At 61.6% G+C, this 25,487-nt stretch carries 24 protein-coding genes; 5 read left to right on the top strand and 19 right to left on the bottom strand.

Annotation, left to right across the window (positions count from 1 at the left end):
* Positions 1 to 7: 7 nt before the first annotated feature.
* The 6 genes from ACR3EK_RS03950 to scpA all read right to left on the bottom strand — a co-directional run bounded on the left by ACR3EK_RS03950 (position 8) and on the right by scpA (position 5,573).
* Positions 8 to 379 (bottom strand): hypothetical protein, encoded by a 372-nt coding sequence (locus ACR3EK_RS03950; protein WP_170340211.1) that lies wholly within the window; start codon positions 377 to 379, stop codon positions 8 to 10.
* A 39-nt stretch (positions 380 to 418) separates the two neighbouring features.
* Positions 419 to 1,432 carry an endonuclease/exonuclease/phosphatase family protein gene (locus ACR3EK_RS03945; RefSeq protein ID WP_170390975.1) on the bottom strand — a complete coding sequence of 338 codons (1,014 nt, stop codon included), beginning with the start codon at positions 1,430 to 1,432 and terminating at the stop codon, positions 419 to 421.
* A gap of 4 nt (positions 1,433 to 1,436) precedes the next feature.
* A complete protein-coding gene (locus ACR3EK_RS03940) occupies positions 1,437 to 2,117 on the bottom strand; it encodes a TerB family tellurite resistance protein (protein ID WP_480632730.1) in 681 nt (226 codons plus the stop codon).
* A gap of 45 nt (positions 2,118 to 2,162) precedes the next feature.
* Positions 2,163 to 2,651, bottom strand: coding sequence for a GNAT family N-acetyltransferase (locus ACR3EK_RS03935; protein ID WP_170340801.1), 489 nt, complete (start codon positions 2,649 to 2,651; stop codon positions 2,163 to 2,165).
* Positions 2,648 to 3,250 (bottom strand): VOC family protein, encoded by a 603-nt coding sequence (locus ACR3EK_RS03930; protein ID WP_480632729.1) that lies wholly within the window; start codon positions 3,248 to 3,250, stop codon positions 2,648 to 2,650. The genes ACR3EK_RS03935 and ACR3EK_RS03930 overlap by 4 nt, the downstream gene beginning before the upstream one ends.
* A 157-nt stretch (positions 3,251 to 3,407) precedes the next feature.
* Positions 3,408 to 5,573, bottom strand: a complete 2,166-nt coding sequence (scpA, locus tag ACR3EK_RS03925) for a methylmalonyl-CoA mutase (RefSeq protein ID WP_480634001.1) — start codon at positions 5,571 to 5,573, stop codon at positions 3,408 to 3,410.
* A 144-nt stretch (positions 5,574 to 5,717) separates the two neighbouring features.
* Between scpA and ACR3EK_RS03920 the strand changes: the two genes are divergently transcribed.
* Positions 5,718 to 6,164, top strand: a complete 447-nt coding sequence (locus ACR3EK_RS03920) for a DUF4174 domain-containing protein (protein ID WP_170340796.1) — start codon at positions 5,718 to 5,720, stop codon at positions 6,162 to 6,164.
* A gap of 115 nt (positions 6,165 to 6,279) precedes the next feature.
* Here ACR3EK_RS03920 and ACR3EK_RS03915 read toward each other — a convergent pair whose 3' ends face one another.
* The 5 genes from ACR3EK_RS03915 to ACR3EK_RS03895 all read right to left on the bottom strand — a co-directional run bounded on the left by ACR3EK_RS03915 (position 6,280) and on the right by ACR3EK_RS03895 (position 11,701).
* Complete coding sequence (locus ACR3EK_RS03915; protein ID WP_170390970.1) at positions 6,280 to 8,325, bottom strand: acetyl-CoA carboxylase biotin carboxylase subunit; 2,046 nt, start codon at positions 8,323 to 8,325, stop codon at positions 6,280 to 6,282.
* 117 nt (positions 8,326 to 8,442) lie between these two features.
* Complete coding sequence (locus ACR3EK_RS03910) at positions 8,443 to 8,646, bottom strand: hypothetical protein (protein WP_093964781.1); 204 nt, start codon at positions 8,644 to 8,646, stop codon at positions 8,443 to 8,445.
* 485 nt (positions 8,647 to 9,131) lie between these two features.
* Entirely contained in the window at positions 9,132 to 9,485 is a 354-nt protein-coding gene (locus ACR3EK_RS03905; RefSeq protein ID WP_170340793.1) for a hypothetical protein, read from the bottom strand.
* A gap of 127 nt (positions 9,486 to 9,612) precedes the next feature.
* Complete coding sequence (locus tag ACR3EK_RS03900; RefSeq protein WP_480632728.1) at positions 9,613 to 10,098, bottom strand: DUF6497 family protein; 486 nt, start codon at positions 10,096 to 10,098, stop codon at positions 9,613 to 9,615.
* Positions 10,099 to 10,168: 70 nt separating this feature from the next.
* The gene (locus tag ACR3EK_RS03895) at positions 10,169 to 11,701 is read right to left on the bottom strand and encodes an acyl-CoA carboxylase subunit beta (RefSeq protein ID WP_170340194.1); all 1,533 of its coding nucleotides are present in this window, start codon (positions 11,699 to 11,701) and stop codon (positions 10,169 to 10,171) included.
* Between the two features lie 172 nt (positions 11,702 to 11,873).
* On the opposite strand from ACR3EK_RS03895, the gene ACR3EK_RS03890 reads away from it, so the two are divergent.
* Together ACR3EK_RS03890 and ACR3EK_RS03885 are read left to right on the top strand one after the other, a co-directional pair.
* Positions 11,874 to 13,079 (top strand): multidrug effflux MFS transporter, encoded by a 1,206-nt coding sequence (locus ACR3EK_RS03890; protein WP_480632727.1) that lies wholly within the window; start codon positions 11,874 to 11,876, stop codon positions 13,077 to 13,079.
* 64 nt (positions 13,080 to 13,143) lie between these two features.
* The gene (locus ACR3EK_RS03885; protein WP_093964777.1) at positions 13,144 to 14,544 is read left to right on the top strand and encodes a helix-turn-helix domain-containing protein; all 1,401 of its coding nucleotides are present in this window, start codon (positions 13,144 to 13,146) and stop codon (positions 14,542 to 14,544) included.
* A gap of 46 nt (positions 14,545 to 14,590) precedes the next feature.
* Here the strand turns inward: ACR3EK_RS03885 and ACR3EK_RS03880 are convergent, their stop codons facing one another.
* The 6 genes from ACR3EK_RS03880 to ACR3EK_RS03855 form a co-directional block, all read right to left on the bottom strand.
* Positions 14,591 to 14,830 carry an HP1242/YdcH family protein gene (locus ACR3EK_RS03880; protein WP_093964776.1) on the bottom strand — a complete coding sequence of 80 codons (240 nt, stop codon included), beginning with the start codon at positions 14,828 to 14,830 and terminating at the stop codon, positions 14,591 to 14,593.
* Positions 14,831 to 14,957: 127 nt separating this feature from the next.
* Positions 14,958 to 16,616 carry a choline dehydrogenase gene (gene betA / locus ACR3EK_RS03875; RefSeq protein ID WP_480632726.1) on the bottom strand — a complete coding sequence of 553 codons (1,659 nt, stop codon included), beginning with the start codon at positions 16,614 to 16,616 and terminating at the stop codon, positions 14,958 to 14,960.
* Between the two features lie 86 nt (positions 16,617 to 16,702).
* Complete coding sequence (betC, locus tag ACR3EK_RS03870; protein WP_170436657.1) at positions 16,703 to 18,211, bottom strand: choline-sulfatase; 1,509 nt, start codon at positions 18,209 to 18,211, stop codon at positions 16,703 to 16,705.
* Complete coding sequence (gene betI / locus ACR3EK_RS03865; protein WP_170420352.1) at positions 18,208 to 18,780, bottom strand: choline-binding transcriptional repressor BetI; 573 nt, start codon at positions 18,778 to 18,780, stop codon at positions 18,208 to 18,210. The genes betC and betI overlap by 4 nt, the downstream gene beginning before the upstream one ends.
* Before the next feature lie 93 nt (positions 18,781 to 18,873).
* The gene (locus ACR3EK_RS03860; RefSeq protein ID WP_170357230.1) at positions 18,874 to 19,782 is read right to left on the bottom strand and encodes a DMT family transporter; all 909 of its coding nucleotides are present in this window, start codon (positions 19,780 to 19,782) and stop codon (positions 18,874 to 18,876) included.
* Positions 19,783 to 19,822: 40 nt separating this feature from the next.
* Entirely contained in the window at positions 19,823 to 20,422 is a 600-nt protein-coding gene (locus ACR3EK_RS03855) for a LysE/ArgO family amino acid transporter (RefSeq protein WP_093964771.1), read from the bottom strand.
* 84 nt (positions 20,423 to 20,506) lie between these two features.
* Here ACR3EK_RS03855 and ACR3EK_RS03850 point away from each other — a divergent pair, with 84 nt between their 5' ends.
* Positions 20,507 to 21,391: a LysR family transcriptional regulator ArgP gene (locus tag ACR3EK_RS03850; RefSeq protein WP_480632725.1), complete on the top strand. Its 885-nt coding sequence runs from the start codon at positions 20,507 to 20,509 to the stop codon at positions 21,389 to 21,391.
* A 21-nt stretch (positions 21,392 to 21,412) separates the two neighbouring features.
* On the opposite strand, the gene ACR3EK_RS03845 is transcribed toward ACR3EK_RS03850, so the two are convergent.
* Both ACR3EK_RS03845 and ACR3EK_RS03840 read right to left on the bottom strand, forming a co-directional pair.
* Entirely contained in the window at positions 21,413 to 22,678 is a 1,266-nt protein-coding gene (locus tag ACR3EK_RS03845) for a permease (protein ID WP_480632724.1), read from the bottom strand.
* 177 nt (positions 22,679 to 22,855) lie between these two features.
* Entirely contained in the window at positions 22,856 to 23,596 is a 741-nt protein-coding gene (locus ACR3EK_RS03840) for a YebC/PmpR family DNA-binding transcriptional regulator (RefSeq protein WP_170390965.1), read from the bottom strand.
* A 110-nt stretch (positions 23,597 to 23,706) separates the two neighbouring features.
* Here ACR3EK_RS03840 and ACR3EK_RS03835 point away from each other — a divergent pair, with 110 nt between their 5' ends.
* A complete protein-coding gene (locus ACR3EK_RS03835) occupies positions 23,707 to 25,479 on the top strand; it encodes an SLC13 family permease (RefSeq protein WP_480632723.1) in 1,773 nt (590 codons plus the stop codon).
* Positions 25,480 to 25,487: the final 8 nt, after the last annotated feature.

Here is a 25,487-nt window from a genome sequence, read left to right as displayed (position 1 = left end):
TGGACTATTAGATATCCGTTGCGCCTTCGTCGTCCTCTTTGGGGGCAACCTCGTCGGGCTGGTCGGGAACGTCCGGTTTCCTGCGGATGATAATGTCGCCATTGGGCAGCATCTCGGGCGCCTCATAGGCGCTCCAATCCTTGACCTTGCCGCCGATCTCGGCAAGGGCCGGGCCCATCTCCTCGATAAAGGACTGCATGGCCGGGCCGAATTCCTCGGCAAGCCCCAGAAGGTCCTCAAGGGCGGGCTCCATTTCCTTTCGCAGGCCCTCGAAGAACAGTTCGGCCCCCTGCTCCATCAGGGACTTACCGCCTTCGTCCTGGGCCGCGGCCGGCGCGGCAAAAAGGGCCGTGGCACCTATCAGCATCAATCGTTTCATGACCTGAAATATAAGGGGCGCGATCAGTTGTTGAAAGGGTCAGATGTCGATGTCCAGCGTCACCGGGAAATGATCAGAGGCCGTGACCAAGGCATCGCGCAATTCCGGCACCGTCCAGCAGTGCTCGTCCCGGAACGGGTGCCAGATGCGCCAGACCGGACTGCGGACCCTCAGATCCTCGCTGATCATGATGTAGTCCAACAACGCCTCAAGATATTGGCCTTCCTTCGGGCGGGCAAAGCGCGCGGTCGATGGGATCCAGCCCGGCCGAGGTCGAAGTGCCTGTGCGGGATGCGGATCGTACAGGCCGGTTTCCAGAAGGATTTCCACCGATGACCGCCCGAAAAGATGTTCGAATTCATCCAATCCCGGCCCGTCATTCAAGTCGCCCAGCAAGATCACCGGTTCAGCAGCGGCTATGTGCGCGCGCACCCGGCGCGACAGCCAGACAGCCTGCGCCAACTGCTTGCGGCGGTTGGCGATAGAGATGCGCAAGGCTTCGTCGCGCGATTGGGCACCGTGCGGTGCCTTGGACTTCAGATGTGCACCGATCAACCGGAACTCGAACCCGGCCCGGGTTCGGACCGCCAGTTCCATGGGTGGTTTTGAAAACCGCACCAGATCCTCGGTCGCGTCAATGTCCAGATCGATCCGAAACTCGCGGTCAAAGCGTGGGAGATCGTCGGGATCGTGGCCGCCATCTTGCACTCCTTTCGGGTCGTGCCGGGCGGTCAGGGCCTCGGGATCATACAAGAGGGCCAGTTCTTGATGCGTATCGTTGGCGAAACCCATGATCGCATTGGATGTACGCAGATCGAACGTCTCGGCGAAATGCTGCAAGGCGCGCACCGTGTTTTGCGATTTGCCCGTATTCGGCGCCTCGACGATCAGCATGGCGTCGGCGTCGACGGCCGTCAGCACCGTCGCAATGGCCTCGATCTGCTGTGCCTTGGTGACATTGTGCCGGCCCGACCAGCTGTCATCGACAACCAGTTCATCATTGCGGTCGAACAAATTGGCGAACCATTCAATGTTGTAGGTCGCCAGACGCATCGTCTCAGACCCGCGCGCCGTTGATTTCATCCCAGGCGCGGTTGATGTCGATCATCTTTTTTTCGGCAAGGCGAATTGCTTCTTCGGGAACACCACGGGCCATCATCGCATCTGGATGTGTGTCACGCACGAGCCTGCGCCAGATTTTTCGGATCTCGGGTAGTGGAGTGTCAGGGGTCACGCCCAGAACGGTGTAGGGATCCTTGGGCGCATCTGGAACGAAGCGCGCACGCAGGGCTTTGAACTGTGCATCGGTCTGGCCAAAAGTCCGCGCCACATCCTCCAGAAACTCGTTCTCGTTGGGGTGATAGAACCCGTCCGCCATGGCGATGTGAAACAGCCCCTCCATGAGGTCGCACAGGGTGGTGCTGTCTTCGGCGAACATGCGCGCGATCTTGCGTGCGTATTCCTGATACCCGGCCACATCCGTCCGGGCCATGTTGAACACGCGCGCCGCGCCGGCCTCTTCCTCCGGCGGAATACGAAACACCTCGCGAAAAGCGGTCACCTCGTCGCGGGTCACCTGCCCGTCCGCCTTGGCCATCTTTGCGCCCAAGGCGATCACAGCAATCGCGAAGGCCACCGAACGTTCGGGCGGCGTGCGTAGCTTCTCAAAAACGGCCGTCAGGCTTTCACCTTTGGCAAGCGCGCTCAGCGCCTCGGATATGCGGGACCAGATCGACATGAGCGCACACTAGCGCGCCGAGTACGGACTGTCAGGTGCGACCATTCATTCCGGGGCCAGAATTTTCTGCATCAGCACAAGATCCAGCCAACGCCCCCATTTATGACCAACTTCCGGCATTCGGCCGACCGCCTCAAAACCGACCGCCGCATGAAAGGAAATCGCGCCCGGGTTCTCGGCCGAGATTCCAGCGACCAGAACATGCACGCCTTGCGATCGCGCCACCTCCTCCAAGGCTCGGATCAGCGCGCGACCCGCGCCCCGCCCCCGGCCTTCAGGAGCCAGCAGGATGGTGTGTTCCCGGCTGTGCGCATATCCGGGACCCGAGCGAAAACGGCCATAAGTCGCATATCCCGCGACACGGCCGTCAAGCTCGGCAACTTGGAACGCCAGCCCTCGCTCGTCGATATCGCGCGCGATTTCTTCGTGGCTTCGCTCGGTCGTGGTAAACGTGATCAGCGTCTCGCGGATGATCGAATTGGTGATCTCTGCAATTTCAGCCGCATCCCGGGGCAGAGCCGGGCGAATGATCATTCCAGCACCCGCGGTCCGTGCGGCGTTTCAAATTCAGCCCGCAAAGCCGCAGGCCCGGAATCGAAAACAACCTTGTCGAGCGGGCCGAGCAATTGCGCCAAATCCAGCGCGTCCGGGTGATAAACCACCAGCCGCCGCAGGTGGCAGCCACTGGCCCGCAGCATGCCAGCCGGATGCAGGTCACCTTGCCACTGAATCAAAGCGGGAAACAGGTTGTCGAACGGCAAACGCCCCGATCCTGGCACCGCCATCTTCCACCGCAACGCACCACGATCAAGGTCATGGATATCGCCAATGTCGATTGAGAATCCATCGACATAGGCCTGCAGATCCGAAACCTGACAGACCCAGTTGCTGAGCCGCGGCGGCCCCGAGAAACGATCAAGATCAAACCAACGTGGCCGCCCAGGATCGGCAGCTTCCGGGTCAATCGCGATCGCTTCAAGATACAGGCCCTCGTCCAGCCCAAGAAGCTTGTTGTAGGTGCCGAATTTTCCATGTTTGCCACCGGGCATCATCGGAATACCCAAGGCATGCTCAACATGCGCGACCGCCTCGTCCAAAGTCGACGCGGCCACCGCCAGATGATCAAGCTCCATAATTGCGCCTCCAGCGTCCAAAACCGACCTCATGCCATCGGATACCATGAAAAGCCTGACTTGGGCACTTAGTCTGACACCAAACATCCCAGCGGGTGAATGCCCGAGGCCGCAGGCATCGCGAAAAAGGGGGCAGAAAGCCCCCCAAAGTCACAGTTCAGGCGCGCGCCTCGCGGATCAGGCGCAGAATGTCTTGTGCCGCCTCAGGGATGTTGGTCCCCGGCCCGAAGATGGCCTTGACCCCGTGATCATACAGGAACTGATAATCCTGCTGAGGGATGACGCCACCGCAGATAACAATGATATCTTCGGCGCCGGCCTTTTTCAGCTCTTCCACCAGTTGCGGTGCCAGCGTCTTGTGGCCCGCCGCCTGGCTGGAAATGCCAACCACATGCACGTCATTGTCGATCGCGTCCTGCGCGGCCTCGGCCGGGGTCTGGAACAGCGGACCGACGTCCACGTCGAAACCGATATCGGCGAACGCGGTGGCGATCACCTTGGCCCCGCGGTCGTGACCGTCCTGGCCCATCTTGACCACCAGAAGACGCGGGCGGCGGCCCTCTTCCTCGGCAAATTCCTCGATCGATTTCTGGATGGCGGCAAAGCCCTCGTCACCTTCGTAGGCTGCGCCATAGACACCGGCCAGCGTTTTCACTTCGGCCCGATGACGGCCGAATTCCTTTTCCATTGCCATGCTGATCTCTCCTACGGTTGCGCGGGCACGCGCGGCCTCGACGGCGGCTTCCAGGAGGTTGCCACCCTCTTTCGCGCGCCGGGTCAGTTCGTCCAACGCAGCCTGACAGGCGGCCTCGTCCCGGGTCGCGCGGATGCGTTCCAGCCGGGCGATCTGCGCCTCGCGGACGGCCTGGTTGTCGACCTCGAGGATCTCGATCGGGTCTTCCTTTTCCTTGCGGTACTTGTTGACGCCGACGATTACTTCTTCGCCACGGTCGATCATGGCCTGACGGCGCGCGGCGCTTTCCTCGATCCGCAGCTTGGGCATGCCGCTGGCAACCGCCTTGGTCATCCCGCCCATCTCCTCGACCTCTTCCATCAGGGCCCAGGCTTTTTCGACCAGTTCATTGGTCAGGCTTTCCACATAGTAGGAGCCAGCCAACGGATCGACCACATCGGTAACGCCGGTTTCTTCCTGCAACACCAACTGTGTATTCCGCGCAATTCGGGCCGAGAAATCGGTAGGCAGAGCAATCGCTTCGTCCAGCGCGTTGGTATGCAGCGACTGTGTGCCACCCAACACTGCGCTCATCGCCTCATATGCCGTGCGGATCACGTTGTTATACGGGTCTTGCTCCTGCAGCGAAACGCCCGAGGTCTGGCAATGGGTGCGCAGCATCTTCGAGCGGTCCGACTTGGCCCCGAATTCGGTCATCACCCGGTGCCACAGCGTACGCGCGGCGCGCAGCTTGGCGATCTCCATGAAAAAGTTCATGCCGATGGCAAAGAAGAACGACAGACGGCCGGCGAACTTGTCCACATCCATGCCGGCGTCGATGGCCGCGCGGACATATTCGCGCCCGTCGGCCAGGGTATAGGCCAGTTCCTGCACCAGGTTCGCCCCGGCCTCCTGCATGTGGTAGCCCGAGATCGAGATCGAGTTGAACTTGGGCATCTCGTTCGCGGTATACTCGATGATGTCCGAGATGATCCGCATCGATGGCTCGGGCGGGTAGATATAGGTGTTGCGGACCATGAACTCTTTCAGAATGTCGTTCTGAATGGTGCCCGCCAGAACCGACTTGTCATGGCCCTGCTCTTCGCCGGTGACGATGAAATTGGCGAGGATCGGAATCACTGCGCCGTTCATCGTCATCGAGACCGAGACCTGATCCAGCGGAATGCCGTCGAACAGGATCTTCATGTCCTCGACACTGTCGATCGCCACCCCGGCCTTGCCCACATCGCCCACCACGCGCGGGTGGTCGCTGTCATAGCCGCGGTGCGTGGCCAGATCGAAGGCGACCGAAACGCCCTGCTGACCGGCCGCGAGGTTGCGGCGGTAGAAGGCATTCGATTCTTCGGCCGTGGAAAAACCTGCATATTGGCGGATGGTCCACGGGCGGCCCGCATACATGGTTGCCTTCACACCGCGTGTGAACGGCCCGAAGCCGGGCAGCGACCCGATATGCGGCAGGTTCTCGATGTCGTCCTGCGTATACAGCGGCTTGACCTCGATCCCCTCCAGCGTCGTCTTGGTGAGGTCTTCGACAGGGCGCCCACGCAACTCTTTTTCGGCCAGGGCGCGCCAATCCTTCGTGTCGGTCATAGCGTAATCCTCTTGTCTGTTCCCGTCGCGGGCCCGAATGGCGCGCCGAGGGGCTGGGTATGAATATGGAGGGGCCGACCCGGCGCACGGCAGGTTCGATCATTCAATTTTTTGATCGTCGCACGCATTTCGCCGGTCGCATTCGCGGCAACTGGGTCTATATTCAATGGAACAGGAGACCACATGACCCGCACGCTTGCCCTTGTTTTGTCAGCTTTTTTGCCTGTGGCTGCCGTCGCCGCCGACGGTGCGGCCCCGGATGAAACCGCATATATCCGGCCAGCCGGAGACAGCGATCTGAACGAGTTTCTCTGGACACACCGCCCCATAGTGGTGTTCGCCGATACGCCAGCCGATCCCCGGTTCCAGCAGCAGATCGACATGTTGCTGGAGGGCGAAGACATGATGCGTGACCGGGATGTCATCGTGCTGACCGACACCGACCCTTCGGCGCGATCCCCGATCCGGACGCAACTGCGCCCGCGCGGGTTCGCAATGGTCTTCGTCGACAAGGACGGTGTGGTGAAGCTGCGCAAGCCCACGCCGTGGAGCGTGCGCGAGATCAGCCGGTCCATCGACAAGACCCCCCTGCGCGAACGCGAAGTCCGCGAGCGGCGCGAGGGGCGCTGACGACCCAGACCCGCCCGGCAGAAGGGGTCTGCCAAGCCCGCCCCATCCGCACCGACGGTGCAGATGGCGGCCGAACGGGCAAAACCCACATTTTCCGGGCAAGCGCACATGGGCGTTATTCGAACTCCATGATCACGTCATCGACGGCCAGGCTGTCACCCGGACCGGCGTTGATCTTGGACACCACGCCCCGGCGCTCGGCGCGCAGGATGTTCTCCATCTTCATCGCCTCGACCGTGCACAGCGCCTGACCTTCCTGCACCTCTTGGCCGACCTCAACATCGATCTTCACGATCAGGCCCGGCATCGGGCACAGCAGCATCTTCGAGGTGTCTGGCGGCAGTTTCTCGGGCATCAGCTTGGCCAGTTCGGCAGCGCGCGGCCGGCGCACATGCACCTTCAGGTCCGCCCCCCGGTTGCGGATGCGGAACCCGCCCGAGATCTTGCCCACCTTCAGCACGAGCGGGCTGCCGTCCACGTCCAGAACCGCAAGTTGGTCGCCGGGTGTCCAGTCCGAGCTGACGCGTAGGGCGGCACCGCCCTCGAACTTGACCGTGGCGCCGTCGCGGTCTGCATTCACCTGCACGGCATATTCCTGCCCCTGCAGCGTGACCACCCAGCGCTTGCCGACTTTGCGTTCGTGGTTGTCCATCCGGCCCGAAACGCGGGTGCGGCGGATCTCGGCCACCCGGTGCATCGCCGCGCACGAGGCCGCAATGCGGCGCAGGTCGCCTTCGGGCAGTTCTACACCGTTGAACCCATCGGGGTATTCCTCGGCGATGAATGCGGTGGTCATGTCACCACTGACGAATTTGGGGTGATCCATCACCGCCGACAGGAACGGCAGGTTGTGGCCGATGCCTTCGACCTCGAAACTGTCCAGCGCCACGCGCATCGCCTCGATCGCCTGCTCGCGGGTCGGCGCCCAGGTGCACAGCTTGGCGATCATCGGGTCATAGTACATGCTGATCTCGCCGCCCTCATAGACGCCAGTATCGTTGCGCACGGCTGTCTCGCCACTGGGCGCATCGCCCTGCCATTTGCCGTTTTCCAGTAGCGGCCCCGCGGCCACCTCCTGCGGCGGACGATAGCGAGTCAGCCGCCCGATCGAGGGCAGGAAGTTGCGATAAGGATCCTCGGCATACAGCCGGTTCTCGATCGCCCAGCCGGTCAGCTTGACGTCATCCTGGGTGATCGACAGCGGCTCGCCCGCGGCGACCCGGATCATCTGTTCGACCAGATCGACACCGGTGATCAGCTCGGTCACCGGGTGTTCCACCTGCAGGCGGGTGTTCATTTCCAGGAAGTAGAAATTCTTGTCGCCATCCACGATGAATTCCACCGTGCCCGCGCTGGCGTACCCAACGGCCTTGGCCAGCGCCACGGCCTGTTCGCCCATCGCGCGGCGGGTCGCCTCGTCCAGGAAGGGCGACGGGGCCTCTTCCACCACTTTCTGGTTGCGGCGCTGGATCGAGCATTCCCGCTCGCCCAGGTAGATGCCGTTGCCATGGGTGTCGCACAGAACCTGAATCTCGATGTGGCGCGGTTGCGTCACGAATTTCTCGATGAAGATCCGGTCATCGCCGAAGGAATTCGCCGCCTCGTTCTTCGAGCTTTGAAAACCCTCGCGTGCCTCCTCGTCGTTCCAGGCGATGCGCATGCCCTTGCCGCCGCCGCCGGCGCTGGCCTTGATCATCACCGGATAGCCGATCTGTTGGCTGATCTTCACCGCCTCGTCCGCATCCTCGATCAGGCCCATGTATCCGGGAACGGTGCTGACATCGGCCTCCTGCGCGATCTTCTTCGAGGTGATCTTGTCACCCATTGCCTCGATCGCCCCTTTCGGAGGACCCACGAACACAACGCCTTCGGCCTCGAGCGCTTCGGCGAATTTCGCGTTTTCGGACAGGAAGCCATAGCCCGGATGCACCGCCTGCGCGCCGGTCTGGCGGATGGCGTCCATCACCTTGTCGATCACGATGTAGGACTGGTTCGCCGGCGGGGGGCCGATGTGAACCGCCTCGTCGGCCATTTCCACATGCAACGCGTGCTTGTCGGCATCCGAGTAGATGGCGACAGTGCCGATTCCCATTTTCCGAGCGGTCTTGATGACCCGGCAGGCAATCTCGCCTCGGTTGGCGATCAGGATCTTGTTGAACATGGAACGTCCTCTGTCTTTGTGTTCTGGACAAACGAAAACGCCGTTGCCGGGCTGATGCCCCGCAACGGCGTTCCGTCAAATGATGACCGGGACGGCGCGCGCCCCGGAAAACCGGTATCAGTTACAGTTGTTTTGCGTCTTGCAATACAGCACGTTGCCGGCTGCACCGACCGCAGCGCCAAGGATCGGATCCGCGCTGAGAACCGCAGCTCCGACAGCCCCGACACCGCCGCCAAGCAGCGCCTGTTCCCCGGTTGAATCACCGCAGGCTGCCAACCCGCCACAGGTTGCGAGCGCAAGGAAAACTCGTGAGATTCGCATGTATACTGCCCCTTTTGGTTTCTTGTCGAATTGAACAGCAAATGCCTGAAACGGGCTTTGTTATTCAATATCAAACGGGGTGAAACAGGGCTTTGCGCAGGTTTTTGCCGCCTTGGCTCCGCAGTTCGGGCAAAGAAAAGCGCGGGCAGGTCTGTGTTGGAAACACGGTCCTGCCCGCGGAAGGAAGGGGTACGGAATAGTAGGTGCATGTGCGGCGCAGGCAAAGTCGAGCCGCACGGCCCGATCACCTTGCACAGCAAAAATGCGGCCGCCAACGGATCAATTGCAACGCCGGAAATTCCGGCTGGAAATTGCCCATTCCCGGAAACGGCGCGCAGGTTCGTGCCGAAAGAGCCCGGTTTGCAACGGGTTCCGGCACAGACTTCAGCCATCACTGGGCGCCGACGGGACCGCATACCCGGTCGCCGCCGGATCGCGCTCCAAGCAGATGAACCCATAATATTTGGCTGAAGGCTCATGCTGAACTACGCCTCCCCACCGAAGATATCGGGGAAGGATTGCCGCGCAGTCTCAAAGTCGATCTTCAGCAACGCATCATAGCTGGCCGGATCGAACGGATCCTCGGCAGGCACGACCTCGCGCCCGAACAGCCAGCTGAGGCGACCAGCGTCCAGATTTCCGCGTTCAAACGGCTGATCTCCGAAATGCTCCCACAATGCTTCGAGGAATGCCGTATCGGCACGCTTGTCCGCGGCTTTTCGGTCCCGATAGCGTTCACGACGGGTCAATGGCGTCACGCCCTTGGGATTTGCCCGGCGGATCGTGAACTGGAAATCGGTTCCCGGCAGCCGCCCGGGAAAACCACGGTGCTTCAACATGCTGGCACCTCGTTCAAAAAACCGGTCCGCGACGGGCACCCGCGCAGGGATGAATGTGTCATGCGTATCTCCAAAGCCGCATCAGTTTCTCGGAATGCTCCGACGACATGAGATCGGGAAATCATGTTCAGAGTCCCTCCCAGATACATGCGGATTGCTCCAACCGGTAGGCTTCAAAATACTGCGTCGCGTCCGGAGACGAGTTGCCGAATTCCACCGGGCGGTCGGACAGCGAGATCACGACCCGCGCCGGGCTGAGTTGATGGTGCGCGACATAAGGAATGGCCAGTGTCTGACACAGATGCTCCATGTCGGTCGCGGCCACGTCATAGCCGATACCGCCCACCTCATCGCCGATCTTGGGCGCGACAAATCGAAACCGCAGCCAGAGTTCACCCGGGTTGGTATCGACCAGAACATCCTCAAGTGTCACCGGCTGGCCGGATGGAACCGGCAACAGGTTCCCGTCCTGCGCGATACCGGGCGATCCAAAACACATGAAAGCCAGAACAAGAGCGCGACCCCGGACCTGCCACAGGCAGGCTCCTCCTTCCGGGGTCGCAGGCGCCAGGATCATCTCCTGCGCTGTTCCGTATCTGGTGGCTGGGATCATGAAACGGTTTTGTGTCAGCGGTCAATCGGGAACATTCGTGGATCGAACCGGGGCAAAGCGCCCCGGCGGATTACAGCGGAATGTTGTCGTGTTTCTTCCAAGGGTTCTTCAACTGCTTGTTACGCAGGCTGGCAAAGGCCCGCGACACACGGCGGCGCGTCGAATGCGGCATGATCACCTCGTCGATGAAGCCGCGTTCGGCGGCGACAAACGGGTTGGCGAACCGATCCTCATAGTCCTGGGTGTGCTTCGCGATCTTGTCCGGATCTCCCAGATCGGCGCGGTGGATAATTTCGGTTGCACCCTTCGCGCCCATCACCGCGATTTCGGCGGTTGGCCAGGCATAGTTGAAATCACCGCGCAGGTGCTTTGACGCCATGACGTCATAGGCGCCGCCGTAAGCCTTGCGGGTGATCACGGTCACCTTGGGCACAGTCGCTTCGCCATAGGCAAACAACAGTTTGGCGCCATGTTTGATGACACCGCCATATTCCTGGCTGGTGCCGGGCAAAAAGCCGGGGACGTCCACCAGGGTCAGGATCGGAATCTCAAAACAGTCGCAGAACCGCACAAACCGTGCGGCCTTGCGGCTGCTGTCAATATCCAGACACCCCGCCAGAACCATCGGCTGGTTTGCCACCACGCCGACGGTCTGCCCCTCAAGCCGGATGAAGCCAGTGATGATGTTTTTCGCGAAATCCTCCTGGATTTCATAGAAATCACCCTCATCGGCTACCTTGGTGATCAGTTCCTTCATGTCGTAGGGGGTGTTGGGGTTTTCCGGGACCAGCGTGTCCAGAGAAGTCTCGATCCGCCCCGGCTCGTCAAAAAACGGGCGCACAGGCGGCTTTTCCCGGTTGTTGAGCGGCAGGAAGTCGACCAGCCGCCGCACTTCGGCCAGCGCTTCGACATCGTTTTCGAAAGCGCCATCAGCCACACTGGACTTCTTGGTATGGGTCGATGCTCCGCCCAGTTCCTCGGCGGTGACGACCTCGTTGGTGACGGTCTTCACCACGTCGGGGCCAGTCACGAACATGTACGAGGTGTCTTTGACCATGAAGATGAAGTCGGTCATCGCCGGGCTGTAGACCGCGCCACCGGCACAGGGGCCCATGATCACCGAGATCTGCGGCACCACGCCCGAGGCCATGATGTTACGCTGGAACACCTCGGCATAGCCCGCCAGCGAGGCAACGCCTTCCTGGATTCGCGCCCCGCCCGAGTCGTTGATGCCGATTACAGGCGCGCCGTTCTGCATGGCCATATCCATGATCTTGCAGATCTTCTGCGCATGCGTTTCCGACAGAGACCCGCCAAACACGGTAAAGTCCTGGCTGAACACATAGACCATGCGGCCGTTGATCGTACCCCAGCCGGTCACAACGCCATCCCCGGCAGGTTTTTGTTTTTCCATGCCGAAATCGGTGCAGCGATGGGTCACGAACATGTCGAACTCTTCAAAGCTGCCCTCATCGACCAGCAGCTCAATCCGCTCGCGCGCCGTCAGCTTGCCCCGCGCATGCTGCGCATCGATCCGTTTTTGCCCGCCACCCAGGCGCGCGTCCTCACGGCGGTTTTCAAGCTCGGCAAGGATGTCCTTCATCACGATTTTCCCCTGTCAAATTTGTGGCGACAATATAGATTGCTCCGCATCACCCAAAGGCCTTTTCGGCAAATTTGCAAAATTTTGGCAATTACATTTCTGGGAATTGCAAATCAGTTAATGTTTGTGCATCGGCATGGCCTTTCCCGAATACCGGAACTATGAGTGAACCATGCAGTTCAGTTCCACGTCTACGCACCGCTCTCCGCCCAAGCTGCTAACGCTTGTCCTGCTGTCGGGATTGTCGGCGCTCAGCATGAACCTGTTCCTTCCCAGCCTGCCTTTCATGGCGGTGTATTTTGAGGCCGACTACAAGGTAATGCAGCTGTCGATTGCGTTGTATCTGCTGATCAACGCCGTTCTGCAGATCCTGATCGGTCCGATCGCCGACAAGGCCGGGCGGCGGCCGGTGCTGCTGTGGGGGCTGGTGCTGTTTCTGCTGGCAACGCTGGGGTGCATCTACGCCCCAAACGTCGAGACATTTCTTGCCTTCCGCATGGGGCAGGCCGTTATCGTCGTGGGGATCGTCCTCAGCCGTGCAGCGGTGCGCGACATGTATGACCAGGATCAGGCCGCATCCATGATCGGTTACGTCACTATGGGCATGGCCGTCGTGCCGATGATCGGACCCGCCATCGGGGGTATTCTGGAGGAAAGTTTTGGCTGGAAGGCCAATTTCTGGCTGCCTTTCGGACTGGCCGCCTTCGCGCTGGCGCTGACCTATCATGACTTCGGAGAAACCTCGGCAAAGAGCGGCAAAACCCTGATCCAACAGTTTCGGGAGTATCCCGAACTGCTGACCTCTCCGCGGTTCTGGGGGTATTCGCTGTCATCCGCGTTGTCGTCTGGCGCGTTCTTCGCCTATCTGGGCGGCGCGCCTTTCATCGGCACCGAGATCTTTGGCCTGACCGCCGCCGAAGTCGGAATCTATTTCGGCGCCCCTGCCGTCGGTTACTTCTTCGGGAACTTCATCAGCGGCCGGTACTCGGTACGCTATGGCGTGAACCGGATGGTGCGCTGGGGCTGCTGGCTGAATGCAATCGGCGTCGCGCTGTCCGCGGTTCTGTTTCTGGCGGGTTGGGGCTCGGAGCTCAGCTTTTTCGGGTTCATGACATTCGTCGGCTTGGGCAACGGCATGTCGATCCCGAATGCAACCGCCGGATCGCTGTCCGTGCGACCACATCTGGCTGCGACCGCATCCGGGCTAAGCGGCGCGATCATGCTGGGCGGCGGCGCAGCTCTCAGCGCCCTGGCCGGTGCGATGCTGACCAATGAAACCGGCGCCATGCCGCTGTTGTGGTTGATGTTGGCCACATCGGTCCTAGCCATCGTCGCGATCAGCAGCGTGATCTGGCGGGAACGTCAACTCGGCATCTAGCCATCTTGCACCCGGGACTTTGCAAAGTTAGCCTGCGCAGGCGGAATAACTGCAAAGAAAACCGATGGCCACTCAGAAACTCTACGCAGGTGCAAAGCTGCGCGAAATGCGGACGCGTCTGACGCTGACGCAAAAGGAATTCGCCGCCAAGCTGGGCGTGTCCCTGCCCTATCTGAACCAGATGGAGAACAACAACCGGCCGATCTCGACCACGGTTGTTCTGGCGCTGGCGCAGGAATTCGGCATGGATGTAACCGAGCTGAGCACCGGCGACAGCGAACGACTGGTCTCGGACATGCGCGAGGCGTTGGCCGATCCAGTCTTCGCGGATGCCATCCCCCCTCTGGCGGACCTGCGGCTAACGGCGTCCAATGCCCCCGCATTGGCACGGTCCTTCATCGAGCTGCACAAAGCCTACCGTCAGACCCACGAGAGGCTCGCCTCGCTGGACGAGGCCCTCGGACGCGAGGATGCCCGCATCCAGGCCAGCCCGTGGGAAGAGGTTCGCGATTTCTTTCACTATTGCGACAACTACATTGACGCGGTCGATCGAGCCGCTGAACGGTTCGCCGCCCGCGCCGAAGGACCGGGAGGCATCCGACAGGCAGCACTGGACAGCCTGAAGGAACGCGGGGTTCAGGTGATGTTCGAAGACATTCCGGCCCTGCGCAGCTATGACAACGCTACAAAAACATTGCGCCTGTCTTCGCGCGCAGCGCCGCAGACCCAAGTGTTTCAACTGCTGCTGCAGGTCGCGCTGATCAGCCAGGACAAACTGCTCGAGGCCACGCTGGACTTTGCCAAGTTTCAAAGCGACGAAGCCCGCTCGATCGCCAAGATCGGCCTCGCAAACTACTTCGCTGGCGCGTCACTGATGCCCTACACCGCCTTTCTGTCAGCAGCGCAGGAAGACCGGCACGATCTTGAATTGCTGAGCAACCGGTTCGGCGCTTCGATCGAACAAGTCGCCCACCGGTTGTCCACGCTGCAGCGACCGGGCGCCAAGGGCATCCCGTTCTTCTTTGTGCGGGTCGATCAGGCGGGCACGATCACCAAACGCCATTCGGCCACACGGCTGCAATTTGCGCGGTTCGGCGGGGCCTGCCCGCTTTGGAACGTGCACCGGGCCTTTGAAACGCCTGGTCATTTCCTGCTGCAATTGGCAGAAACACCCGACGGGGTTCGTTATATCTCAATCGCGCGCGACGTTTCAAAGTCTGGCGGGTCCTTCGGTGCGCCAGTGCGCCGCTATGCCATCGCCCTCGGGTGCGAGGTCCGGCACGCCGAAGCACTGGTCTATGCCGACAATTTGGACATCAACAACACCAGCGCCTACGAACCGATCGGGATTTCCTGCCGCATCTGCGAACGCCAGACCTGCCACCAACGGTCCGTGCCACCGCTGGAGCGCCGACTGAAGATCGACGCCCATACGCGCGGCACGCTGCCCTACGAAGTCACCTGAGCTGAAAAACGGAAAAGGGCAGGATCAGTTCCCGCCCTTTTTTGGTTCACGCTTTGCTCAGGATCGACCAGATCTGATCCTTGAGCGCGGCCCGCTTTTTGCGCAGTTCGCCCTCGGCCAGGTCTTCCATCGGCTCAACATTGGTTTCCGCCCGATGCACCATACGGTTGAGTTCGTGATATTCGTCCGCAAGCCGGGCGAAATGGGCATCGGTCTGCTTGAGCTGGCTCATCAGTTCAACCTTGTCCGGGAATTCCTCGGCCAGTTCATGCGGGGTATGGGACATTCCTGCTCGCTCCTTCAGTTTGGTTTCGCACTACAGCTAGACCCTAATACCAAAGCTGACTTTGACTCGGATCAATTGAAAGGGGAATGTTATCTTCGCGGTCGCGTTCCCCTCCCCGGCAATGCCTTCAACGCTGTGCCTCAGCCCATTTGGGGTGAATCCATGGCCGGCCATTGGCCCGGGGCAGCGGGTCTTTGCCCAGCAAATGATCCGACATCTTTTCGCCCACCATGATCGACGGCGCGTTCAGGTTGCCGTTGGTGATCTGCGGAAACACCGAGCTGTCCGCCACGCGCAGCCCATCCACCCCGATGACTCGGCCCTGCGGGTCGACGACCGCGTTCGGATCGTCCGCCCGCCCCATCCGGCAGGTGCCGCAGGGATGGTAGGCGCTCTCGGCATGTTCGGCGATGAACGCGTTCAGTTCTTCGTCGGTCTGCACGTCCGCTCCGGGCTGGATCTCCTTGCCAGCATAGGGCTTGAACGCGTCCTGGCCGAAAATCTCGCGGGTCAGGCGGATGCAGGTGCGGAAATCCTCCCAGTCCTGCTCGGTGCTCATGTAGTTGAAGCGGATCACCGGCGCGTCCTCGGGCTTGGCAGAGCGCAGCGTCACAGCCCCGCGCGAGGGGGAGCGCATCGGCCCCACATGCGCCTGGAAGCCGTGCCCCTCGGCTGCGGCCTTGCCGTCATAGCGCACAGCGATGGGCAGGAAGTGGTACTGGATATCCGGGTACTCGACCCCCGGCTTCGACCGGATGAACGCCGCGCTTTCAAACTGGTTCGACGCGCCAAGGCCGGTCTTGGTGAACAGCCACTGCGCCCCGATCAGGCCCTTGCCGAACAGGTTCCAGTATTTGTACAGCGTGATCGGCTGCAGCGAGGCCTGCTGGATATACAGTTCCAGGTGATCCTGCAGGTTCGCGCCCACGCCGGGCCGGTCGGCGACAACATTGATGCCGTGCTCGGCCAGGTGCGCGGCCGGTCCGATCCCCGACAGCATCAGCAGCTTGGGCGAGTTGATCGACGAGGCCGCCAGCACCACCTCGCGCCGGGCGCGCACGATCTGCGTGCGGCCACCCCGGATCAGTTCGACCCCTGTTGCGCGGCCATCCTCGATCACCACGCGCGTGGCGAGGCCCCGGACGATGTCACAGTTCGGCCGTTTCAGCGCAGGCTTCAGATAGGCATTGGCCGCCGACCAGCGCCGCCCTTTCCAGACGGTCTGCTCCATCGGGCCGAAGCCCTCCTGTTTCTCGCCGTTGTAGTCGTCGGTCAGCTCGTAGCCCGCCTGCCGCCCGGCCTCGACGAAGGCCTTGAACAGTGGGTTCTTGCGCGGCCCTCGCGACACATGCAGCGGGCCGTCGGTTCCGCGCCATTTCGGGTCACCGCCATGGCCGCCGTCGTGCCAGCTTTCCATCCGTTTGAAATAGGGCAGAACATCCGCGAAGGACCACCCATCCGCGCCCATATCGGCCCAGGTGTCAAAGTCGCGCGCATGGCCGCGCACATAGACCATCCCGTTGATCGAGGACGACCCCCCGATCACCTTGCCGCGCGGGCAGGCCAGCCGCCGGTTGTTCAGGTGGGGTTCGGGCTCGGACTGATAGCCCCAGTCATAGATCGGCATGTTCATCGGATAGCTCAGCGCCGCCGGCATCTGGATGAACGGCCCGGCATCGGTGCCGCCGTGCTCGATCACCAAAACCGAGGCCCCTGCCTCGCTGAGACGATAGGCCATCGCACATCCGGCGGATCCGGCGCCGACGATGACGAAATCTGCTTCCATGGTCGTGTCTCCATTGGCCCCAACCGGTGGCGCCGGATGTCCCGTGCGTTGCCACCGGTGGGCGTATCTTCAAAATTCGAAAGAGGTCATTCGCCGCGCGGGAAGCGCTGGCTTTCCTCAAGGTTGTCCAGGTTCATGTGGTTGCGCATGTAGCGCTCGGACGCTTGCTGCAGCGGCTGATAATCCCACGGGTAATAGCCGCCCTGCCGCAGCGCCTCGTACACGACCCAGCGCCGCGCCTGGCTGGCGCGCACCTCGGCGTCGAACCGGTCCAGATCCCAGCGCGCCTCGGACTTGGCGCGCAGGGTTTGCAGCGTACCGGCGTGTTCGGGCTTGCCGGCCAGGTTCACCAACTCGTGCGGGTCGGCCTCGAGGTCGAACAGCTGATCGGGGTCCAGCGCGCAGCGGTTGTATTTCCACTTGCCATAGCGCATCGACACCAGCGGGGCATAAGACGCCTCGGCCGCGTATTCCATCAGAACCGGCGCCGCGCGCTCGGTGCCGTTGGCCAGCGGCACCAGGCTTTCGCCATCCGTCCACGGAGCGATCTCCGCCATGTCCACCCCCGCCAGTTCACCCAGCGTCGGGGTCACGTCTATCGTTGAAACCGGGGTGTCGATGCGGCCCGTCGGCAGGCCCGGCGCCGAGATCATCAGCGGCACCCGGGCCGAGCCTTCGTAGAAGTTCATCTTGAACCAAAGGCCCCGCTCGCCCAGCATGTCGCCGTGGTCCGAGACGAAGAGGATGATCGCCTCCTGCCGGGTGGACTCCAGCACTTCGAGGATCTCGCCGATCTTGTCGTCCAGATAGGTGATGTTGGCGAAATAGGCCCGGCGCGAGCGGCGGATGTCTTCTTCGGTGATGTCGAAACTGCGCCAGTCATTGGCGTCGAAGATGCGCTGGGAATGTGGATCTTGGTTTTCATAGCCCAGATCGCCGACCTCGGGCAGTAGGTGCTCGCAATCCTCGTACAGGTCCCAGTATTTGCGCCGCGCAACATAGGGGTCATGCGGGTGGGTGAAGCTGACGGTCACGCACCACGGGCGGTCATCCTTGCCACGGGCCAAATCATACAGCTTGGCCTTGGCGTGATAGGCGACCTCGTCGTCATACTCCATCTGGTTGGTGATCTCGGCCACGCCTGCCCCGGTAACCGAGCCCATGTTGTGGTACCACCAGTCGATGCGCTCGCCCGGTTTGCGGTAATCCGGGGTCCAGCCGAAATCGGCCGGGTAGATGTCGGTGGTCAGGCGGTCTTCGAACCCGTGCAGCTGGTCCGGGCCGACGAAATGCATCTTGCCCGACAGGCAGGTGTAATAACCCGAGCGGCGCAGGTGGTGGGCATAGGTGGGGATGTCGCTGCGGAACTCGGCCGCGTTGTCATAGACGCCCGTGCGCGAGGGTAACTGGCCCGACATGAAGCTGGCCCGCCCCGGCGCACACAGCGGCGAGGCCGTATAGGCATTGGCAAACCGCGTTGACCGCGCCGCCAGTTTCTTGAGGTTGGGCGCGTGCAGCCACTCGGCGGGACCGTCGGGAAAGAGGGTTCCGTTGAGCTGATCCACCATCAGGATCAGAATGTTGGGTCGTGTCATTTTTCGGCCTCGAGCAAGGTCGTCAGGACGCGCATGGCGTGGGTAACCGCCAGTTGCGGTTCCTCGGGCGCGGACAAAGCGGCGCGGATGTACAGACCGTCGATCAGAGCGATCATGTTCTCGGCCGCTTCGACCGGGTCCTTCATCAGCGGGCGCAACGCGTGGATCAGGTTCGACCGGATCCGCGCCTGATAGATCTGCCACAGGCGCAGCGCGTCATCGTTGGTCTGGGCCAGAACGTAAAAGGTCATCCACGCGGCGATCACGTCGGGCGTAAAGCAGGACGGCGCGAAACAGGCGCGGATAATGGCTTGGGCGCGCTGGTCCGGCGCCGCGGCTTTCAATTCAGCCCGGGCTTCGGCGCCGAAATCGCCAAGGATGCGCCGCATCGCCGCCAGAAAGATCTGGTCTTTCCCCCCGAAGTAGTGGTGCGCCAGCGCACTGGACATGCCGGCCCGCTTGGCGATCTGGCTGACGGTTACATCCAGGGACTTCTTGGACCCCAACTCGGCAATCGTCGCCCTGACGATCGCATCGCGCCGGATCGGCTCCATTCCGAGTTTTGGCATAACCGCCCCCAAACCTAGTCTCAACAGAACAAACGCTAAGGGCTTTTTATTGACTCGTCAATCAATAACGTTACTCTTGGGGCTCCGGGGCTTTTAAAGCTTGGGGGCAAGGCTTGGAGGGGTCAAGCCACTGCGGTTCAGTACGGCCTCGCGCCAGGTTATGAAACTGACCGCTGCGAGGATCAGTGTCCCCCCGGCCACGACCCAGATATCGATGCCCTCTTGAAACACGAGCGCACCCAGAAGCGTGGCCCAGATCAGCTGCAGGAAGGTGACCGGCTGAGTCACCGCGACGGGTGCAGCCTGCAAAGCCAAGGTCATGAAATAGTGCCCCGCCGTTGCAAAACTGGCGATCATGAACAGCACGCCGATGTCGCGCAGGCTGGGCGGAGTCCAGACGGCGATCGCAAAAGGGATAAGAAACAACGTCGTCCAGATCGACAGATGCGCCACAACGACCGAAGGCCGCACGTCCTGCACCATCGCTTTGGCCAGCAGGTACGACCCCCCCAACATCAGCGAGGTGCCCAGCATCGCCAGATGTCCGGCGGAAATCTCGCGGAACCCGGGTCGTAGAATGATTACAGCGCCCACGATGGCGACAAGCACGGCCGCGATACGGCGAAAGGCCATCGTCTCGCCCAGAAAAAGCGCGGCGCCCAAGGTCACATAGACCGGCGTCAGGTAGTTCATCGCAGTCACTTCCGCCAGCGGGATACGGGTCATCGCAAAGAACCACAACATGACCCCGACCGCATGTATGGCCCCACGCAGTCCAAACAAGGCGATATGCCGGCGGGTCAGATGCGTGGTCAGGATCGCCCGCATGGCTGGCAGCAGAAAGACCAGCCCCAAAGCATAACGCAGGAACGCAGCCTCAATCGGATCCATCGAGGTACCCAGAGATTTGACCAAGGCTGTCATCGCCACAAAAGACAGCCCAGCGCTGAACATCCAGAACATTCCGGCAAGCGGGCGGGATTGGGTGGCGATCGTTGTCATGGGTCCGGTTGAACACGGAAACCCGGCGACGAACAAGCCTCTACATTGCGACCAGCTTCCAGGCGATCGCCAACATGACGATACCAATCAGCACATCCAGCACCTGCCATGCCCTGGGCCTTGCGAAAATGGGAGACAGCACCCGGGACCCATATCCCAGAGAGAAGAAGAAAACGAAACTGGCGGACATGGCGCCGATGGCGAAACCCATCCGGTCTTCATACTGCGCCGAAATCGAACCGATCAGCACCACCGTGTCCAAATAGACATGCGGATTGAGCCAGGTGAAGGCCAGAACGGTCAGCAAGGCCGCGCGCAGACTTGTACGCTTCGCCTCTCCGACCTCAAGCGCGGCGCCGCCGCGCCAGGCTGACGCCAGACTGCGCAGTCCGTACCACGTCAAGAACAGCGCGCCGCCGTATCGCATCATCGGCTCGAACCACGGCGCCGCAGTTGCCAGGCTGCCGAAACCCGCGACACCTGCGGCGATCAGAATGGCGTCCGACACGGCGCATGTCAGGCACAACACAAAAACATGCTCGCGTCTGAGCCCCTGCCTGAGGACAAACGCGTTCTGTGCGCCGATTGCCAGGATCAAACTGAAGCCAAGCGCAAAGCCGGCGATGACGGATGTAGACATGGACCCTCCTGTTCAGGTCCGTTGACTACGCGACAGATACGCATGTATCAAATTAAAGATAATGAGCCATAATTAGATTTTCTAATGCACTTGGACCCACATCACCTGGCCGCGTTGGCCGCTATTCTGCGGCATGGCAGCTTTGACGCCGCCGCCGCTGAACTAGCGGTAACGCCATCTGCGATTTCGCAACGGATCAAGGCGCTGGAGGATCGGGTCGGCGTATCGTTGATTCACCGCGGCACACCCTGCACCGGAACCCCGGCTGGCTTGCGGCTTGCCCGCCATGCCGAAGACATCGGCCTGCTTGAAGCGCAACTCAATCGCGAGCTTTCGCTGGAACAGGGCACAGGCCCTACCCGGGTCAGGATCGCGGTTCCGGCGGATGTTCTGTCCACCTGGTTCATAGACGCGATGGCAGCCGTTGATGATATGCTTTTTGACCTTGTGATCGACGATCAGGATCACTCGGCAGAATGGTTGCGGCGTGGAGATGTCAGCGCTGCCATCTCGGTCGGCGGGCAGACCGTCCCGGGATGCGATTCCATTGCCCTCGGCACGCTCAGATACCTGCCGACGGCAAGCCCCGAGTTCATGGCTCGTTGGTTCTCTGGCGGAGTGAATGCTCAGAGCCTGTCGCAGGCACCCTGCCTGACCTTCAACAGGAAGGATGCCCTGCAAAAGGCCTGGATACATGCGCAAACGGGTAGCCGGCTGCCTCCGCCGACCCACTTTCTGCCCTCGTCTCACGGGTTCGTAGCCGCTGCTGCCGCAGGTTTGGGTTGGGGGATGAACCCCGCGCATCTGGTCCAAAGCGCGATCGCGGATGGCCGTCTACGCGAGCTTGTGCCCGGCACCCCGCTGGATGTGCCTCTGACCTGGCAGGTCGGGCGTATCCTTGCACCGGCGCTTTCACCGTTGACGCGAGCGGTCCGGAAAGTTGCGGCGCAGGTGCTGGCAAACCCGTAACACCATGCTGTGATCGATGGCTCAGGTGGCGCGTTCCGCATCCTTCGGCTGCGGCGTGACCAGACGATAGCATGCGATTGCGGACCAGAAACTGCACAGGGTGAGGAAAGCGACCGCCAATGCGACCTCGTTCATATGCGCAACCGCCGCCAATCCCGCCGACCCGACAATCGCCACGAGCCTACAAATGCTCTTGATCGCGGCCGACGCCTTGACCCGCTGTTCCTTGGGCGCGGTGTCGATGAAATACAGCTTGCGCGCACTGCCGATGCCGGTTGTCGCGACGGTCGCCACGAACAGGGCGATCGCGTGCAGGTGAACGTCGTGGTCAAGATTCAAATAGTGAACCGCAACCAGAACGACGCCCGTCACCCCCACCATCAACGACCCGGCCACCATGACCGCCCGGTGTGATTTCATGTTCACGAGCTGCCACAGGGGCGCGGCGACCAGATAGCCGGTCGCCGACGAAATGATCAACGCCGTTAGCCCCTTGGCCGAACCATGATGCGCCTCGGCTGCGATCAATGCAAAGAACGGCACCGACAGAGAAACTCCGACCAGCGGCAGCCGCATGGTCAGATACCGCCGGAACCAGGCGAATTCGAACATGGCCCGAGCGTCCGACAGGAACTGCCCTGCTGCTCGACGACCGGTTTGAGCCTTGGGTTGCGACCGCGACAGTTCCGCAAGGGCAAGAATGGACAATCCGGACAGCACAAAGAACCCGGCAGACACCGCGATCACGGTCGAGTGACGTGAGAATGGCGGGTTGTCCGAAGTCAGATGATGCAGCGTCAGTGTCAGTCCGATGGCCCCAAGCCCCCCTGCCCCCAGTTGAAGATAGCTCATCCAGATCCGGGATTTCGAGCGCAGGTGATCCCCCCAAAGGTCAGTGAACATCAGCGCCTGGACCTCTTCGATCATGCCGATTGCAAAGAAGGCTAGGACGAAAGCCGCAGCCACCATGGGCGAGCCCCCGATCGCCGCAACCACGATGGCTGCCAGAAGGCACGCACCAATCGCGACCTCGGTCAGGGCAATGGAACGTTTCTTCTGCTGCTTCGCGGACACAGGGACCGCAAAGAACATGTCCGAAATCATGTTGCCTGCCTGACGCACGGAAACCAGCGCCCCGGCAAGAAACATGGGCATCTCCAGGGAGACCGCCAGAAACGGCAAGACGATCGAAGGGCTGCCCATCGTCCATGCTACCTGGGACAGCACGCTTTGGCTTGCCAGAACCGGCACATTTCGCCGCTCCAATTCCGTGGATTTGCCTGTCATGTCCTGTCGTGCCGGCCCCGACCTGTCTGTCGCAAGGTCTCTGCCAGTTCCTTTCTGCGCGGTTCAACCCCAAGGGTATGCGCAGGACCCACATGCGCCAAGAACCAAGTGCGTCGCAGGTAAAAAAAGAAACCCGGCCGTGTTCGGCCGGGCTCCGAAAACAACCGAGTGCGACGCTTAGAGTTGCGCCATCACCTCGTCGGTGGCCTCGAAATTGGTGGTCACGCGCTGAACGTCGTCATCGTCCTCAAGCGCTTCGACCAGCTTCATCAGGCGCTGCATATCCTCGAGGCCCAGTTCGGTGGTGGTCGTGGGTTTCCACACCAGCTTGGTGGATTCAGATTCACCCAGAGCCGCCTCGAGCGCGCTGGACACATCGTTCAGGTCGGTATCCGCACACCAGATGATATGACCGTCTTCCGAGCTTTCCACATCTTCGGCCCCAGCCTCGATGGCCGCCTCGAAGATCGTGTCGGCATCGCCCGCCGATGCGGGATAAATCACTTCGCCCTTCCGGTCGAACATGAACCCGACCGAGCCGGTCTCGCCCAGGTTTCCGCCATTCTTGGAAAAGGTCGAACGCACGTTCGACGCAGTGCGGTTGCGGTTGTCGGTCATCGCCTCGACGATCACGGCCACACCGTTGGGACCGTAGCCTTCGTACCGGATTTCTTCGTAATCCTCACCGTCGCCCGCCTGGGATTTCTTGATCGCGCGTTCGATCACGTCCTTCGGCACCGAGTTCGACTTGGCCTCTTTGACCGCCAGACGCAAGCGCGGGTTCTTGTCGGGATCGGGGTCGCCCATCTTGGCGGCCACGGTGATCTCTTTCGACAGCTTGGAAAACAGCTTGGACCGCGCGGCGTCCTGGCGCCCCTTGCGGTGCTGGATGTTGGCCCATTTTGAGTGGCCTGCCATGTTGCGTCCTCGTAATCGTGATTGCGTATTCGGCGCACATATAGACGTTTGCGGGGCAAAGGATCAAGACACCCGCTTGCCCGGCAGGCCGGTGCCGCTATGGTGGCCCAATGACGACAGATCAGATCATTCTCTTTGCACTCTTTATTACCGTATTCGGTTTGCTGCTTTGGGGTCGGTTCCGCTACGACCTTGTGGCGTTTGCCGCCTTGATGGTCGGCGTGATCCTGGGTGTTGTGCCGGTTGACAAAGCCTTTGCAGGGTTCGGCCATCCGGCCACGATCATCGTGGCGCTAGTGCTTGTGGTCTCGGCCGGGTTGGTGCGGTCGGGTGCGGTGTTTCTGATCACCCGCACGCTGGTCGATGCCTCGCGGGGTCTGGGTGCGCATATCGCGCTGATGGGCGGGATCGGAGCGGTTCTGTCCGCCTTCATGAACAACGTGGCGGCGCTTGCGCTGCTGATGCCTGTCGACATTCAGACCGCGCGCAAGGCGGGGCGTTCAGTTGGGCTGACGCTGATGCCGCTGAGCTTTGCCACCATTCTGGGCGGCATGGCCACGTTGATCGGCACACCGCCCAACATCATCATCGCGTCGATCCGACAGGAAACCCTGGGCGAGCCGTTCCACATGTTCGATTTCGCTCCGGTTGGCGGGCTGGCGGCCATCGCAGGTCTGGCCTTCGTCGCCCTGATCGGCTGGCGACTGATCCCCAACCGCGGCGAACAGACCGAGAGTTCGGAAACGCTGGCGGAATATATCGCTGAACTGACAATCCCGGCCGAGTCACCCCATATCGGCAAGCGCGTCGCCGAGCTGGACGAGGTCGCCGAGAAATCCGACGTCGCCATCATCGGCCTGATCCGGGACGGCAAGCGCCGTTATGGCCGCGCGGCAAACGCGATCCTTCAGGAAGGCGACGCGCTGGTGCTGGAAGCCAGCCCCGAGGCGCTGGACGAGTTCCGCGCCGCGCTGAATCTGGATTTCTCGGATGCCCGCCGGCAAGAGCTGCTGACCGCGGTCGGCGATGGGCTGGAGGTGATCGAAGTCGTCGTGCCCGAAAGCGCCCGCATCAATGGCCGCACGGCACAGGGGCTGGGGCTGGCCTGGCGGCAGAATACGATCCTGATGGGCATTTCCCGCCAGGGCCGGCGCATCACCCAACAGGTCCGCAAGACCGAGGTACAGCCGGGCGACATCCTGCTGTTGCTTTGCCCGCGCGACCGGGGCGCGGACGTGACCGAGTGGCTGGGCTGCCTGCCGCTGGCCCAACGCGGTCTGAACGTGACCGCGAATGACAAAGCGTGGCTGGCCATCGGCTTGTTCGCCGCCGCCGTTCTGGCCGCCAGCATTGGGCTGATCTATCTGCCGATCGCGCTGGGGCTGGTGGTAATCGCTTATGTGCTGACCAAGATCATCCCGATCACCGAGATCTACAATCAGATCGAATGGCCGGTCGTGGTTCTGCTGGGCTCGATGATTCCGCTGGGCAGTGCGCTGGAAAGTTCGGGCGGAACGGAACTGATCGCGAATGCGCTGGTCCAACTGACCGACGGCCTGCCGGCCTGGGCCATCCTGACGGTTCTGATGGTCGTGACCATGACGTTGTCGGACGTGCTGAACAACACCGCAACCGCCATCGTGGCCGCGCCGGTGGGCATCCAAATGGCGCGCACGCTCGAGGTTTCACCCGATCCGTTCCTGATGACGGTGGCGGTGGCCGCCTCGGCGGCGTTTCTCACGCCGATCGGACACAAGAACAATACGCTGGTGCTGGGGCCCGGCGGCTATCGTTTTGGCGATTATTGGCGCATGGGTCTGCCCCTGGAAATTCTGATCGTGGCGGTTTCGGTGCCGGCGATCCTCGTGTTCTGGCCGCTGTGAGGGCTTGC

The sequence above is a fragment of the Ruegeria sp. BC8 genome (assembly GCF_056535705.1).
The sequence above is the reverse complement of the archived record's forward strand: the minus strand, read 5'-3'. Positions and strand labels throughout refer to the sequence as shown.